This window comes from Pseudomonas sp. TWR2-1-1, from assembly GCF_049897045.1.
Classification (GTDB): Bacteria; Pseudomonadota; Gammaproteobacteria; order Pseudomonadales; family Pseudomonadaceae; genus Aquipseudomonas; species Aquipseudomonas versuta.
Window position 1 is genome coordinate 18229 of the sequence record NZ_JAFCVM010000010.1, and the last position, 16056, is coordinate 34284.

Here is a 16056-nt window from a genome sequence, read left to right on the forward strand (position 1 = left end):
CCCGCTTGCAGCCGCAGGGCCGGCAGGTGTCGGTGATGTTGCAATCCTGCGCAATGGATTAGAAGAATGAGAGGCGGTCCATTTCATGCCCACACAAGCTAAGCAACAGAATAGTCAACTCAGCGGTTTCGAACCGTACGTTGAAAAGAAGGGCGAAGAGTACATGGGCGAGCCCATGCGCAAGCACTTCACCAAGATTCTGCAAAAGTGGAAACAGGACTTGATGCAGGAAGTTGACCGCACCGTTGATCACATGAAAGACGAAGCGGCAAACTTTCCTGACCCGGCCGACCGCGCTAGCCAGGAAGAAGAATTCAGCCTGGAACTGCGTGCCCGCGATCGCGAGCGCAAGCTAATCAAGAAAATCGACAAGACGTTGCAATTGATCGAAGACGAAGAATACGGCTGGTGCGAATCCTGCGGCGTCGAAATCGGCATTCGTCGACTTGAAGCCCGTCCTACTGCCGACATGTGCGTAGACTGCAAGACCTTGGCTGAAATCAAGGAAAAACAAGTCGGCAAGTAATCGCCGGCTTGACCAGATGGGGCGTGCGAACGCCCCATTTTTGTTTCTGAAATATGCGATTCCATCGGGGACGCTGGCTTGCCGGCGATGCAGGCGATTCTGCTTGCCTGCAAAACCTCGGTGATCCCTTCGCAGGCAAGCCGGCTCCCACCAGAGGGGGCGTCCAGGATCAATGTCATGACTGTCTCCTCAAACCCCTCATATATCGGACGTTTCGCCCCGACGCCCAGTGGCCATCTGCATTTCGGCTCGCTGGTGGCCGCCCTCGCCTCCTATCTCGATGCGCGCTCAGTCGGCGGGCGCTGGCTGCTGCGCATGGAAGACCTGGACCCGCCACGGGAAATGCCCGGCGCCCAGGGCGCTATTCTCGACGCACTGCAACGTTATGGCTTTGAGTGGGACGGCGAACTGGTTCGCCAGAGCGAGCGCCACGATGCTTACGCCCAAGTAGTGGATCGCCTGTTCAGCATGGGCCTGGCCTATGCTTGCACCTGTTCGCGCAAACAGCTCGAGGGTTACCACGGCATCTATCCCGGCCTGTGCCGCAATGCCGGTCACTCCATGGAGAACGCAGCCATACGGGTGCGCGTCCCGGAACTGATGTATTCCTTTGAGGATCGAGTGCAGGGTTTGTTTGGCCAGCACTTGGGACGAGATGTTGGTGACTTCGTGATTCGTCGCCGTGACGGGCTTTATGCCTACCAATTGGCGGTGGTACTCGATGATGCCTGGCAGGGCGTGACAGACATCGTACGCGGGGCCGATTTGCTGGACTCCACACCGCGCCAGCTGTACTTGCAAGAGCTGCTGGGTTTGCCTCAGCCGCGTTATCTGCATGTGCCGCTGATCGTGCAACCGGATGGGCACAAGCTGGGCAAGTCGTATCGCTCGCCGCCCCTCACGGCCGACCAGGCTACGCCGTTGCTGCTTCGCGCATTACGTACACTGGGCCAGGCCACCGATGACAGCCTCACCCTTGCCACGCCGCGTGAAGTGCTCGACTGGGGCATCGCCCGCTGGAATGCCGGCCTGATCCCGCGCACGCTCACTCTGGCCGAGGCGCAATTACGCTGACAACCCTTGCAGGTTGGCAGCCATCCGTTACCATCGCCGCACGTTTTCGGGCATGCGGCCTGTAAAAGTGAGGGCGGGATGTATATCTATCGATTGGTCCTGTTGCTGGTTGTCGGGATCTACCTGTTTTCTCCCGCCATCATGGATTGGTGGATCGACGCGACGGGCGCCTGGTACAGGCCTTATCTGCTCTGGCTGATTCTGATTGTTGTGACCTTTATTTTGCAGAGCCAAAAAGATGCCGATGAGCTTTAGCCTGACCCAGATGATCCTCATCAGCGCCGCCTACCTGACGGTACTGTTTGGCGTTGCCTGGATCAGCGAGCGCGGCATGATCCCGCGTGCAATCATTCGTCACCCGCTGACCTACACCTTATCCCTGGGCGTTTACGCCAGCGCATGGGCGTTCTACGGCACCGTCGGGCTGGCTTACGAATACGGCTACGGCTTTTTATCCAGTTACCTGGGGGTTTCCGGGGCGTTTTTGCTGGCACCGGTGCTGCTGTACCCCATCCTCAAAATTACCCGCACCTACCAGCTCTCATCACTTGCCGACCTGTTTGCTTTCCGCTTTCGCAGCACCTGGGCCGGCGCGCTCACCACGATTTTCATGCTGATCGGTGTATTACCGCTGCTGGCCCTGCAAATTCAAGCCGTGGCCGACACCATCAGCATCCTCACCCGCGAACCGGTGCAACACCGGGTGGCCCTGAGTTTCTGTGCACTGATCACCCTCTTCACGATTTTCTTCGGCTCGCGACACATTGCGACCCGGGAAAAGCATGAAGGACTGGTGTTCGCCATTGCCTTCGAGTCGGTCGTAAAACTGATCGCCATCGGTGGCGTGGGCCTTTACGCGCTCTATGGCGTGTTCGATGGCCCGCAACAACTGGAAGTGTGGCTGTTGCAAAACCAGACCGCCCTTGCAGCCCTGCACACACCGCTGCAAGAAGGCCCATGGCGCACCCTGCTGCTGGTGTTTTTTGCCTCTGCCATCGTAATGCCGCACATGTATCACATGACCTTCACCGAGAACCTCAACCCTCGGGGACTGGTCAGCGCCAGCTGGGGGCTACCGCTGTTCCTGCTGCTGATGAGCCTCGCCGTACCGCTGATTCTGTGGGCAGGTCTCAAACTCGGGGCTACAACCAATCCCGAGTACTTCACCCTCGGCATCGGTATCGCCGCCAACAGTAAACCCCTTGCCCTGCTGGCCTATGTGGGCGGGCTGTCAGCCTCAAGCGGGCTGATCATCGTCACCACCCTGGCACTCTCGGGCATGGCCTTGAACCACCTGGTCCTGCCGCTCTACCAACCGCCTGCCGAAGGCAATATCTATCGCTGGCTGAAGTGGACACGCCGGGCGCTGATCGTTGCCATCATCATGGCCGGTTATGGCTTTTACCTGCTGCTGGGAGCCGAGCAGGATCTGGCCAACCTCGGCATCGTGGCCTTTGTAGCCACCTTGCAGTTCCTGCCGGGCGTGCTCTCGGTACTGTACTGGCCAACGGCCAACCGCCGCGGCTTTATTGCCGGCTTGCTGGCGGGGATCCTGGTGTGGATGGTCAGCATGCTGTTCCCGCTGATCGGTGACTTCCAGGGTTTCTATATTCCGTGGCTGAACATGATCTACGTGCTGGATGACACCAGCTGGCATATGGCAGCCATCGCGTCATTGGCGGCCAACGTTCTGATGTTTACCCTGATATCCCTGTTTACCAACGCCAGCCCGGAAGAGACCAGCGCCGCCGAAGCCTGTGCCGTGGATAACGTGCGGCGCCCGCAACGCCGCGAATTGCATGCCGCCTCGCCCCAGGAATTTGCCACTCAACTGGCCAAGCCGCTGGGGGCAAAAGCGGCGCAAAAGGAAGTCGAGCAAGCATTACGCGACCTGTTCCTGCCCTTTGATGAGCGGCGTCCTTATGCGTTGCGCCGCTTGCGCGACCGGATCGAAGCCAACCTCTCGGGCCTGATGGGCCCCAGCGTTGCCCAGGACATGGTCGAAACCTTTTTGCCCTACAAGTCCGGTGGCGAGAACTACGTAACTGAAGACATTCACTTCATCGAAAGCCGGCTCGAGGATTACCACTCGCGCCTGACCGGCCTGGCAGCCGAGCTTGATGCCCTGCGTCGTTACCACCGCCAGACACTGCAAGAATTGCCGATGGGCGTGTGCTCTCTGGCCAAGGATCAAGAGATTCTAATGTGGAACAAAGCCATGGAAGAGCTGACCGGCATCCCGGCACAGCGCGTGGTCGGTTCGCGCATGAGCACGCTGGGCGATCCGTGGCGCGAGTTGCTGCAGGGGTTCATCAACTTGCCCGACGAACATTTGCACAAGCAGCATCTGGCCCTGGACGGCCAGACCCGCTGGCTTAACCTGCACAAGGCGGCCATTGATGAACCGCTGGCCCCGGGCAACAGCGGTTTGGTGTTACTGGTCGAAGACCTGACAGAAACGCAAATGCTCGAAGACAAACTGGTGCATTCCGAACGTCTTGCCAGCATCGGGCGACTGGCTGCGGGCGTAGCTCACGAAATCGGCAACCCGGTAACAGGTATCGCTTGCCTGGCGCAAAATCTGCGTGAAGAGCGCGAAGACGATAGCGAACTGACGGAAATCAGCAGTCAGATCCTGGAGCAGACCAAACGTATTTCACGCATCGTGCAGTCCCTGATGAGCTTTGCCCATGCCGGCAGTCATCAGCACAACGATGAGCCCGTATGTCTGGCAGAAGTAGCCCAGGATGCGATCGGGTTACTGGCCTTGAACCGGCGCAATTTTGAAGTGCAGTTTTACAACCTGTGCGACCCGGATCACTGGGTTGACGGCGACCCTCAACGGCTGGCCCAGGTGTTGATCAACTTGCTGTCAAACGCCCGTGACGCCTCGCCTGCCGGCAGTGCCGTGCGAGTCAAAAGCGAAGCCAGCGAGCACACCGTCGACCTGATCGTGGAAGACGAAGGCTCAGGTATTCCAAAGAACATCATGGACCGATTGTTCGAACCGTTTTTCACCACCAAGGACCCGGGCGAAGGTACCGGCCTGGGCCTTGCACTGGTCTATTCCATCGTTGAAGAGCATTATGGACAAATCACCATCGACAGCCCGGCTGACATTCAAAGCCAACGCGGAACCCGTATCCGGGTGACACTTCCGCGTCATGTCGAAGCGACGTCCGCTGTGAACTGAGACCGTCGAGAGAACTGAATCAATGCCGCATATTTTGATCGTCGAAGATGAAACTATCATCCGCTCCGCATTGCGCCGTTTACTGGAGCGTAACCAGTACCAGGTCAGCGAAGCTGGGTCGGTACAGGAAGCGCAGGAGCGTTTCAGCATTCCCTCGTTCGACCTGATTGTCAGCGACCTGCGCCTGCCAGGGGCCCCGGGCACCGAACTGATAAAACTCGGGCAAGGCAAGCCGGTGCTCATCATGACCAGCTATGCGAGCCTGCGCTCGGCTGTAGATTCAATGAAAATGGGCGCCGTCGACTACATCGCCAAACCCTTTGATCATGATGAAATGCTGCAGGCCGTAGCGCGCATCCTGCGTGATCGCCAAAACTCCCAGAGCACCCCCGTCGAACGTCCTGCCAAGGCTGGCAGCACGGACAAAAGCACGGTGGACAACAGCAACGGTGAAATTGGCATCATCGGGTCCTGCCCGCCGATGCTGGACATGTACAGCAAGATCCGCAAAGTGGCGCCAACCGATTCCAATGTACTGATTCAAGGCGAATCAGGAACGGGTAAAGAACTGGTCGCCCGCGCCCTGCACAACCTGTCCAGGCGAGCCAAGGCACCGATGATTTCGGTGAACTGCGCCGCCATTCCCGAGTCGCTGATCGAATCCGAACTGTTCGGCCACGAAAAAGGTGCATTCACCGGCGCCAGCGCAGGCCGGGCCGGGCTGGTAGAAGCAGCTGATGGCGGAACATTGTTCCTTGATGAAATCGGCGAGCTGCCCCTCGAAGCCCAGGCACGTTTGCTGCGGGTACTGCAGGAAGGCGAAATCCGCCGTGTGGGCTCGGTACAATCGCAAAAAGTTGATGTGCGCCTTATCGCGGCTACCCACCGCGACCTCAAGAGCCTGGCCAAAGTCGGCCAGTTCCGCGAAGACTTGTACTACCGCCTGCATGTGATCGCTCTCAAGCTTCCTGCCTTGCGCGAGCGCGGTGCTGACGTCAATGAAATTGCCCATGCCTTTCTCGCCCGTCAAAGCGCCCGCGTAGGCCGCACCGACCTCAAGTTTGCCCCGGATGCCGAGCGCGCCATCAGCCATTACTCATGGCCCGGTAACGTTCGCGAACTGGAAAACGCTGTAGAGCGAGCCGTCATTCTGTGCGAAAGCCCGGAAATTTCTGCCGAGCTGCTGGGTATCGATATCGATCTGAACGACTTGCATGACGATGACTTCATCGGCCTGGCCCCGCAGCAGAGCATCAGCAGCGGTAACACCAGCCTGGACCCCACCGAAGACCTGTCTCTGGAAGACTACTTTCAGCACTTCGTCCTCGAGCACCAGGACCACATGACCGAGACGGAGCTGGCACGCAAGCTGGGCGTCAGCCGCAAGTGCCTGTGGGAGAGGCGCCAGCGACTGGGGATCCCACGCAGAAAAACCGGGGTCGTCAGCGAGGGGTAACACGCTTAAATGTGAAAAAACTGTTACCTCTGTCTAATCACGTAACAAAAGCCGGGTCTTACGGTAACGAAGACCCGGCTTTTTTTTGCCCTCAAAAAAGCAAAAACCCCGAAACTCCCTTATTTTGCTGGCCCGCACAAAAGTTGGCACGACACCTGCTATATGTATCCGTACAAGAACAATAAGAATCACAGCAACACACAATAAAAATAAGACGTATCGGCTCACGCATAACAAAAACAACACGGCGGAGGCGCAGCTAACTGATTCTTTTGGAGAGGTGTTGTGATTGGGGCTTGCCCCATGGCTAGGCAGAGAACAACAAAAACTGCACTTAAAGCAGAGCCTGAACTAGTCGGATCACTGATCACACCAACACAGCGACCAAAGCAATCCGTTTGCTCTTATCTCCCGATTGGGAGGGTTACACAGGCAAAACCTCTGTAACCAGGGCGATTAACAAAAACAAAAAGCCCGCAATCAATAATAAAAATAGAGCACGCAACTACTTCTGGGGGAGCTTCGGCTCCCCTTGTAGTTTCTGCAATTCAACGAAACTTCCCCGCAAGCTCTATCTCAGTCTTCTTGCAGCCATTTTTGCTTACTGTCAGCGGCTTCATACGCAAGAGCGGCTCAGCTTCCTACACCATCCCCTGACTAAATGCTAGAATCCCCGCCCATCATGCGGTCATTCTTCGTTTTGGCCGAACATTCCTTCAAACAGTGCATCCCATGCTGAAGAAGCTGTTCCAGTCACTCCGTTCTCCCAAGCGTCGCACGCAACAACTGCGCAGCACCCCTGAAGTGCTCAATAGCAGCCAACATTCGCTGCAACGTGCCCAGTTCAGCCGGTACGCGGTCAATATCGTCGAACGCCTGCAGAACGCCGGTTATCAGGCCTATCTGGTCGGCGGTTGCGTACGCGACATGCTGCTCAACATCACACCAAAAGACTTCGACGTCGCCACCAGCGCTACGCCCGAGCAAGTGCGGGCCGAATTTCGCAATGCGCGAATCATCGGTCGTCGCTTTAAATTGGTACATATCCACTTCGGTCGCGAAATCATCGAGGTCGCCACCTTCCGCGCCAATCACCCGCAAAACGACGAAGAGGAAGACAGCAACCAGTCCTCGCGTAATGAAAGCGGGCGCATTTTGCGCGACAACGTGTATGGCACCCTTGAAGAAGACGCCCAGCGTCGTGACTTCACGATCAATGCCCTGTACTACGACCCGGTCAGCGAGCGCATCCTCGACTACGCCAACGGCGTACACGATATTCGCAATCGCTTGCTGCGCCTGATTGGCGACCCGCAACAGCGTTACCAGGAAGACCCGGTGCGCATGCTGCGAGCCGTGCGGTTTGCCGCCAAGCTCAACTTTGGTATCGAAAAACATACCGCAGAGCCCATTCGCAAACTGGCGCCGATGCTGCGCGAAATCCCGTCAGCGCGCTTGTTCGAAGAAGTCCTCAAGCTGTTCCTCTCGGGGAACGCTTCAGACACCTTCGAAATGCTGGTCGACCTCCAATTGTTCGATCCTTTGTTCCCGGCCAGCGCCGAGGCACTGGAGCACAACCCTACTTATACCCACACCCTGATCAGCGAAGCCTTGCGCAACACTGACCTGCGCATCAAGCAAGGCAAGCCGGTCACCCCGGCATTCCTGTTTGCCGCGTTGCTCTGGCCTGCTCTGCCGGCTCGTGTGGAGTATTTGCAGGACCGTGGCATGCCGCCCATCCCTGCCATGCAGGAAGCCGCGCACGAACTGATCGCCGAACAATGCCAGCGCATCGCCATCCCCAAGCGTTTCACCATGCCGATTCGCGAGATCTGGGACATGCAGGAGCGTCTGCCGCGTCGCAGCGGTAAACGTGCTGACATGTTGCTCGACAATCCACGCTTCCGTGCCGGCTATGACTTCTTGCTCTTGCGTGAAAGCGCGGGCGAAGAGACCCATGGTCTGGGCCAGTGGTGGACCGAGTATCAGGACGCCAATGACAGTGGCAGGCGCGACATGATCCGCGACCTGAGCAATGCCAAGGATGACAGTGCCGGCCCGGCACCGCGCAAACGCCGTCGCACCAGCGCAACCAAGCGTAAACGCACAGGCGCAGCGGAAGAGTAAGCAATGGAACGTATCTATATCGGAATGGGCAGCAATCTGGCTGACCCGGTTGAGCAATTGCGCAACGCTGTACAGGCGCTGGCGCAATTGCCTGACTCCCGGTTCGTAGGGGTTTCGGCGTTCTATCAAAGCGACTCGTTGTTACCTGGCCAGCCGCGTTATACCAATGCGGTAGCAGCAATCGACTCTGCAATGGCACCTCTGGATCTGCTGGATGCGCTACAAGCCATCGAGATCGATCAAGGCCGCGAACGTCACGAACGCTGGGGGCCGCGCACACTGGACCTGGATATCCTGCTGTTCGGCGACCGCCTGATCGACCTCCCCCGCCTGAAAGTCCCGCACTACCATATGCAAGCGCGGCCTTTCGTGCTCTACCCCCTGGCTGAACTGGCGCCAGCCACGCTCACCCTCGCTGATGGCCGTACCCTCGCCCAACTGTTGGCCGACTGCCCTTTTGTCGGCCTGGAGCGCCTTTGCCCGGCAACTGAAACGAATCAATTGCAGCGGTAACACTCCAGCAGTAACACCCGGAATTGACTTCCAGTGTCCTCGTCACGACTATAGGCATCCCGCTGTCCTCCACTGGGCGGCGCAATGTGAAAAGCAGGCTTATCAAGCACCTTCGATAAAGGTGTACCTGCCCATAATGATGAATCACACGCGTTACTCGCAGTGGTTATCACACTGCCTGACGAGGATCCTTTTCATGCCAGCTATCACCCTGACCACCCTGCAAAGCCTTAAGCAAAAAGGTGAGAAAATCACCATGCTGACGTGCTATGACGCCACCTTCGCCCATGCCTGCAATCAGGCAGGTGTTGAAGTGTTACTGGTGGGCGATTCCCTGGGCATGGTTCTACAAGGGCATGACAGCACTCTGCCAGTCACTACCAGCGAAATGGCCTACCACGTTGCTTGCGTCAAACGGGGCAATCAGGACGCGCTGATACTTGCGGATATGCCTTTCATGGCTAACGCGACCCTGGAGCAAACCCTGAACAACAGCGCCCAGTTGCTCAAGGCCGGCGCGCATATGGTCAAGGTAGAAGGCGCCGTATGGCTTGCCGAATCGATTCGGGTAATGACCGAACGCGGCATTCCGGTGTGTGCGCACATGGGCCTGACCCCGCAAACCGTGAACGTATTGGGCGGCTACAAAGTCCAGGGCCGCAACGAAAACCAGGCGCGTCAAATGCGTGCCGATGCTATTGCCCTGGAACAGGCAGGCGCAGCCATGCTGCTGCTCGAATGCGTCCCCAGCGAGCTGGCAAAAGAAATCACCCTCGCGGTAAAAATCCCGGTAATCGGTATTGGTGCAGGCAGTGATACTGACGGCCAGGTTCTGGTACTGCACGACATGCTTGGCCTGTCCCTGACCGGACGCGTGCCCAAGTTTGTAAAAAACTTCATGACCGGCCAGCCCGATATCCAGTCAGCGCTTGGCGCTTACGTGACCCAAGTCAAAGCCGTCAGCTTCCCTGGCACCGAACACGGATTTTCTGCATGAACACTGTAAAAACTGTTCGCGAATTGCGCGCGGCTGTTGCTCGGGCACGCCGCGAAGGCAAGCAAATTGGCCTGGTCCCAACCATGGGCAACCTGCATAGCGGCCATGCTGCATTAGTCACCACCGCTGCGCAGCAGGCCGACTTTGTAGTAGCGAGCATTTTCGTCAACCCGCTGCAATTTGGCGCCAACGAAGACCTGGACACCTACCCGCGCACTCTTGCTGCCGACCAGGAAAAACTTCTGCAGGCGGGCTGCCACTTGCTGTTTGCCCCAACGGTTGAAGAAATGTACCCCCACGGCATGGCAGGTCTGACCCGCGTCACCGCGGCACAGCTGAGCAATGAACTGTGCGGCAGCCGCCGCCCGGGGCATTTCGACGGTGTCACGACCGTCGTCAGCAAGCTGTTCAACATGGTTCAGCCCGATCTGGCTATCTTCGGGCAAAAGGACTACCAGCAGCTGGCGGTTATTCGCGCCATGGTTCATGACCTAAACATGCCGGTCCAGATCATTGGCGAGCCGACTGTCCGGGCCGACGACGGCCTGGCGCTGTCTTCACGCAACGGCTATCTGAGCCAAGAGCAGCGTGCGATCGCGCCAGAGCTGTATCGCCACCTGAAAGAGATGAGCAAGGCCATCAATGCCGGCGAACGCGACTTCGCCGAGCTGACAGCCCGGCATCGTGCACAGATCGAAGAGGCGGGCTTTCGTACGGACTATCTGGAGATCCGTCACGGACAAACATTGCTCCCGGCTCAGGCCACTGACCGCGACCTCGTGGTTTTGGTAGCTGCATTTTTGGGCACCACGCGTCTGATCGACAACGTCCACCTGAACCTCGACGGCGGGCATTAACTGCGCCGTCTGCAGGGCATTTCACAGCAAAAACTGAAACGTTTCACCTTGCGTGACGTGGCGGTGACAAAAGTCCCCGCCCGTTGTCAGACAAAATCGAGACAGAAGCTGGCGCTAGGTTTACTGTTATCGCCCGACTTCTGACATAGATGCAGAAACAGACTGACCGAGCACCTCGACATTAACCAAGGTATCGGTGTTCTCAGTGTCCAAAAGGCAGTTCAAGCAAAAAGGATATTCGCAGCGATGGCGTACTACCGCACCCCTCACGACGTTACCGCTCTGCCCGCTTGGCAAGCGTTGAAACTCCACCGTGCCGACATGCAGCATTTCAGCATGCGCGATGCATTCAATAGCAACCCGAAGCGCTTTGAGGATTTCACCCTCAGCAGCTGCGGTTTGTTTCTGGATTATTCGAAAAACCTGATCACTGATGAAACCCGCGACTTGCTGGTGAATCTGGCCAACGAGGTCGACCTCAAAGGCGCGATCAAGTCTCTGTTTGAAGGCGAAATCGTCAACGCCTCCGAAAACCGGCCTGCCCTGCACACCGCATTGCGCCGTCCAGTGGCCGACAAATTGTCGGTAAACGGCGTAAACATCATTCCCCAGGTGCATAAAGTCCTGAACCAGATGACCGAACTGGTCGGGCGGATTCACGATGGCCTGTGGCGCGGTTACACCGAAAAGCCGATTACTGATGTGGTGAACATTGGCATTGGCGGTTCGTTCCTCGGCCCTGAACTGGTGTCCGAAGCGCTGCTGTCCTACGCCCAAAAAGGCGTTCGCTGCCACTATCTGGCGAATATCGACGGCAGCGAGTTCCATGAGCTGACTGCAAAACTGCGTGCAGAAACCACGCTGTTCATCGTCTCGTCGAAATCCTTCAACACCCTCGAAACCTTGAAAAACGCCCAGGCTGCCCGTGCCTGGTACCTGGCGCAGGGCGGCTCGGAAGCCGAGCTGCACCGCCACTTTATCGCTGTGTCGAGCAACAATGCGGCAGCGGTAGCATTTGGTATTCGTGAAGAGAACATCTTCCCGATGTGGGACTGGGTTGGCGGTCGTTACTCGCTGTGGTCGGCCATTGGTTTACCCATTGCCCTGGCCATCGGCATGTCCAACTTCAAAGAGCTGCTGTCCGGTGCCTACAGCATGGACCAGCACTTCCAGAACGCGCCGTTCGAGCAAAACATGCCTGTGTTGATGGCTGCGCTCGGTGTCTGGTACGGCAATTTCTGGGGTGCGCAAAGTCACGCGATCCTGCCGTATGACCACTACCTGCGAAACATCACCAAGCACTTGCAGCAACTGGATATGGAATCCAACGGTAAGAGCGTGCGCCAGGACGGCACTCCCGTGTCGACCGACACCGGCCCGGTAATCTGGGGCGGAGTAGGTTGCAATGGTCAGCACGCCTACCACCAGCTGCTCCATCAGGGCACACTGCTGATTCCGGCTGACTTTATCGTTCCGATCGTCAGCTTCAACCCGGTTTCCGACCACCATCAATGGCTGTACGCAAATTGCTTGTCGCAAAGCCAGGCTCTGATGCTGGGTAAAACCCGCGAAGAAGCCGAAGCCGAATTGCGCGACAAAGGCCTGCCAGAAGAAGAGGTGCAAAAACTCGCACCGCACAAGGTGATTCCGGGCAACCGTCCGAGCAATACCATTGTGGTTGAACGCATCAGCCCCCGTCGTCTGGGCGCACTGGTTGCGCTGTACGAGCACAAAGTCTTCGTTCAGAGCGTGATCTGGGGCATCAACGCCTTTGACCAGTGGGGCGTGGAATTGGGCAAAGAGCTCGGCAAAGGTGTCTACAACCGCCTGACCGGCAGCCTCGAAGAGCCTGCCGACGATGCATCGACCCAAGGTCTGATCAACTACTTCCGCGGTCGTCACCGCGGTTGATTGATAGCCAGTCTCCCGGACTGGCCAGGGACTGTTGACGCTTCGCTCTGACTGCGACGTCATCAGCCCCTAGCACCATCGAGGCACCATGGAATTTATCCGTCGCCCCATCGAACGCCAAATCATGAGTCTGACCGGGCTCTCGCTTGGCCAGCTCGACCTCGAAAACCCCAAAGGCGATCCCGGCCTGTTTGGCCCCACGTCCATCAGCTGGCAGGTACACGGTGATTTCACCAGCATGCTGATTGGCGGCATCAGCGCCTTGATGCTCCAGGCCTTGCACCCTCTGGCACTGGCCGGGGTGTGGGACCACTCCAATTTTCGGCAAGACATGCTGGGGCGACTGCGGCGTACCGGGCAATTTATTTCCGGCACGACGTTCGGCTCCACCAAAGACGCTAACTGGCTGATCGACAAAGTTCGCACCATTCACCTGCAGGTGGTGGGAACCGCGCTCGACGGCAGAGCCTATGCCGCCAGCGATCCCGAGTTACTGACCTGGGTGCATGTGGCAGAAGTCAGCAACTTCCTTGCGGCCCATCTTCGTTATCGCAACCCGCAGTTATCCGGTGCAGATCAAGACCGGTACTACGACGAAATCGCCTTGATTGCCGAGCGTCTGGGCGCAACCAACGTACCGCGCTCCCGCCAGCAAATCGCCGAATATCTGCAACGTATACGTCCACACCTACTGTGTGATGAGCGCAGTCACGAGGTGATGCGCCTGTTGCTCAACGCGCCGGCGCCCAGCGTGCTCGCCAAACCCTTTGGCGCGCTGATGATGCAAGCAGGGATAGAATTGCTGCCGGATTGGGCCAGCGCTCAATTGGGACTCTATCAACGCCCCCTGACTAAAAAGCTGGTGCGCGCAGGCGTTAACAGCACAGCTCCGATTCTGCGCTGGGCCGTGCGTAATGGCTCGGTCCAGAGGGCCCGGCGCCGCATGGGGCTGGGTTGAATACGGTGCTGATCCTGTCCCTGGCTTGCCAGCAATAGCTAAACCCGCCTGACTCCAGGCCTGACATTCAAATAATAATGAGGACTTTCGCAATGCAAGACGTCGTAATCGTTGCCGCCACCCGCACTGCCGTCGGCAGTTTCCAGGGCTCGCTGGCCCACGTACCCGCTGTTGATCTGGGCGCTGCAGTGATTCGCCAACTGCTGGAAAAAACCGGCCTGGACGGCGCCCAGGTCGACGAAGTGATCATGGGGCAGGTACTGACCGCCGGCGCCGGGCAAAACCCCGCACGTCAGGCTGCGATCAAGGCCGGGCTGCCATTTGCCGTGCCGGCGATGACCCTCAACAAGGTCTGCGGCTCGGGCCTCAAGGCTTTGCACCTGGCAGCCCAGGCCATCCGCTGTGGCGATGCCGAGGTGATCATTGCAGGCGGCCAGGAGAACATGAGCCTGTCCAACTACATCATGCCCGGCGCACGTACCGGCCTGCGCATGGGCCACAGCCAGATCATCGACACCATGATCACTGACGGCCTGTGGGACGCGTTCAACGATTACCACATGGGCATCACGGCCGAGAACCTTGTGGACAAGTACGGCATCAGCCGTGAAGAGCAAGATGCTTTCGCTGCACACTCTCAGCAAAAAGCCATCGAAGCCATCGAAACCGGGCGCTTTGTGGATGAAATCACACCGATACTGATCCCGCAGCGCAAGGGTGATCCGATTGCATTCGCCAGCGATGAGCAGCCGCGCGCTGGCACTACTGCCCAGACGCTGGCCAAGCTTAAACCGGCCTTCAAGAAAGACGGTTCGGTCACGGCCGGTAACGCCTCCTCCCTCAATGACGGCGCTGCGGCAGTGTTGTTGATGAGCGCAACCAAAGCCAAAGCCCTGGGCTTGCCGGTGCTGGCCAGGATTGCCGCCTACGCCAACGCGGGCGTTGACCCGGCAATCATGGGGATCGGCCCGGTCAGCGCCACTCAACGCTGCCTGAGCAAAGCCGGCTGGAACCTTGATCAGCTTGATCTGATTGAGGCCAATGAAGCTTTCGCCGCACAGGCCCTGGCGGTCGGCAAAGAGCTGAACTGGGATGCCAGCAAGGTCAACGTCAACGGCGGGGCCATTGCTATCGGCCACCCGATTGGTGCGTCGGGTTGCCGGATTCTGGTCACCCTGCTTCACGAAATGCTCAAGCGTGACGCCAAAAAAGGTCTCGCCACCTTGTGCATCGGTGGCGGCCAGGGTGTAGCCCTTGCAATCGAACGCGAATAACCAACAGCCTGTGTAGTCGCTGCCGAAGGCTGCGAGGCTTTACCGACGGGTTGCAGCGCAACCCTTCATAGCCTGCGGCAGCGACTACAAAAGACCGTTCTGTTAAACTGCCGCGCCTTATCTATCCCCCAAGGCGCACCGCATGTCTTCCTTGAATCAGGCGCTGCGCGCCGCCCTCGATAATCGTCAGGACTTACTGGCCGAGCTAAAAGCTCAGGGTACTGATTGCTATCGCCTGTTCCACGGCAGTCAGGAAGGCGCCGGCGGCTTGACTATCGACCGCTACGGCCCCCAGTTGCTGGTGCAGAGTTTCCACCAGCGTCTTGAGCGCGATGATTTGCTGCAGTTGCATGAGGCAATCAATCGTCATCTGGGTCTGGAGTTGCTGCTGGTTTACAACGACCGCTCCCAGGGCAACTCGCGTATTGATCGCGAAGACACCGTGTACCGCGCCGAAGATGCCGCCCTTGAAGATCTGGTCGGCCACGAATGGGGACTGAAATACCGGGTACGTGGGCGCCATGCCGGCCAGGACCCGTTGTTGTTTCTCGACCTGCGTAACGCCCGGGGCTGGGTCAAACAGCATAGCGCCGGCAAAAGCGTGCTCAATCTCTTCGCCTATACCTGTGGCGTGGGCCTGAGCGCTGCAGCGGGTGGTGCCAGTGAAGTCTGCAATCTGGACTTTGCCGAAGGCAACCTGGCAGTAGGTCGTGAAAATGGCCTGCTGAACCCCGAACTGAAAAAGATGAAGTTCGTACAGTCCGACTACTTTGCAGCTATCCGCCAGCTGGCCGGGTTGCCGATTGTGCAGCGTCGTCACAAGTTACCATCCTACCCGCGCCTTGATCAGCGTGAGTACGACCTGGTGCTGCTCGACCCGCCAGCCTGGGCCAAGAGCGCTTTTGGCACTGTCGACCTGTTGCGTGACTATCAGAGTCTGCTTAAACCCGCCGTACTGGCCACGGCTCCAGATGGCGTGCTGATTTGCTGCAACAATCTGGCAAAAGTCAGCATGGACGACTGGCGCGAACAGGTTTTGCGCTGTGCTGAAAAAGCAGGTCGCCCGGTACGTGACTGGCAAGTGCTGAGCCCGGCCAGCGACTTCCCGTCACTGGATCAGCAGCCTCCCCTGAAGACTCTGATTCTGCAGTTCTGATCACGGTCAATAAA

13 protein-coding genes are annotated in these 16056 nt (G+C 58.1%); all 13 read left to right on the forward strand.

What is annotated here, in order from left to right:
• Positions 1-85: 85 nt before the first annotated feature.
• The 13 genes from dksA to ACP7BO_RS21295 all read left to right on the forward strand — a co-directional run bounded on the left by dksA (position 86) and on the right by ACP7BO_RS21295 (position 16042).
• On the forward strand, positions 86-526 hold the full coding sequence (gene dksA / locus ACP7BO_RS21235) for an RNA polymerase-binding protein DksA (protein WP_003439669.1): 441 nt from the start codon (positions 86-88) through the stop codon (positions 524-526).
• 177 nt (positions 527-703) lie between these two features.
• Positions 704-1600 (forward strand): tRNA glutamyl-Q(34) synthetase GluQRS, encoded by an 897-nt coding sequence (gene gluQRS / locus ACP7BO_RS21240; protein WP_397454839.1) that lies wholly within the window; start codon positions 704-706, stop codon positions 1598-1600.
• A 78-nt stretch (positions 1601-1678) separates the two neighbouring features.
• Complete coding sequence (locus ACP7BO_RS21245) at positions 1679-1855, forward strand: hypothetical protein (protein WP_003176118.1); 177 nt, start codon at positions 1679-1681, stop codon at positions 1853-1855.
• Positions 1839-4793 carry a sensor histidine kinase gene (locus ACP7BO_RS21250; protein ID WP_162232795.1) on the forward strand — a complete coding sequence of 985 codons (2955 nt, stop codon included), beginning with the start codon at positions 1839-1841 and terminating at the stop codon, positions 4791-4793. The genes ACP7BO_RS21245 and ACP7BO_RS21250 overlap by 17 nt, the downstream gene beginning before the upstream one ends.
• Positions 4794-4815: 22 nt before the next feature.
• Positions 4816-6249: a sigma-54-dependent transcriptional regulator gene (locus tag ACP7BO_RS21255; protein WP_060695283.1), complete on the forward strand. Its 1434-nt coding sequence runs from the start codon at positions 4816-4818 to the stop codon at positions 6247-6249.
• A 732-nt stretch (positions 6250-6981) separates the two neighbouring features.
• Positions 6982-8376 carry a polynucleotide adenylyltransferase PcnB gene (locus ACP7BO_RS21260; RefSeq protein WP_426212599.1) on the forward strand — a complete coding sequence of 465 codons (1395 nt, stop codon included), beginning with the start codon at positions 6982-6984 and terminating at the stop codon, positions 8374-8376.
• A gap of 3 nt (positions 8377-8379) precedes the next feature.
• A complete protein-coding gene (gene folK, locus ACP7BO_RS21265; RefSeq protein ID WP_426212601.1) occupies positions 8380-8889 on the forward strand; it encodes a 2-amino-4-hydroxy-6-hydroxymethyldihydropteridine diphosphokinase in 510 nt (169 codons plus the stop codon).
• 196 nt (positions 8890-9085) lie between these two features.
• Positions 9086-9886, forward strand: coding sequence for a 3-methyl-2-oxobutanoate hydroxymethyltransferase (gene panB / locus ACP7BO_RS21270; protein WP_397454842.1), 801 nt, complete (start codon positions 9086-9088; stop codon positions 9884-9886).
• Positions 9883-10743: a pantoate--beta-alanine ligase gene (gene panC, locus ACP7BO_RS21275; RefSeq protein ID WP_060695293.1), complete on the forward strand. Its 861-nt coding sequence runs from the start codon at positions 9883-9885 to the stop codon at positions 10741-10743. Before panB ends, panC begins: the two co-directional genes overlap by 4 nt.
• A 246-nt stretch (positions 10744-10989) precedes the next feature.
• Positions 10990-12654, forward strand: a complete 1665-nt coding sequence (gene pgi / locus ACP7BO_RS21280; protein WP_060695295.1) for a glucose-6-phosphate isomerase — start codon at positions 10990-10992, stop codon at positions 12652-12654.
• Positions 12655-12742: 88 nt separating this feature from the next.
• On the forward strand, positions 12743-13612 hold the full coding sequence (locus tag ACP7BO_RS21285; protein ID WP_397454844.1) for an oxygenase MpaB family protein: 870 nt from the start codon (positions 12743-12745) through the stop codon (positions 13610-13612).
• Positions 13613-13704: 92 nt separating this feature from the next.
• Positions 13705-14886, forward strand: coding sequence for an acetyl-CoA C-acetyltransferase (locus ACP7BO_RS21290; RefSeq protein ID WP_060695299.1), 1182 nt, complete (start codon positions 13705-13707; stop codon positions 14884-14886).
• A 142-nt stretch (positions 14887-15028) separates the two neighbouring features.
• The gene (locus ACP7BO_RS21295) at positions 15029-16042 is read left to right on the forward strand and encodes a class I SAM-dependent rRNA methyltransferase (protein ID WP_060695301.1); all 1014 of its coding nucleotides are present in this window, start codon (positions 15029-15031) and stop codon (positions 16040-16042) included.
• Positions 16043-16056 lie beyond the last annotated feature (14 nt).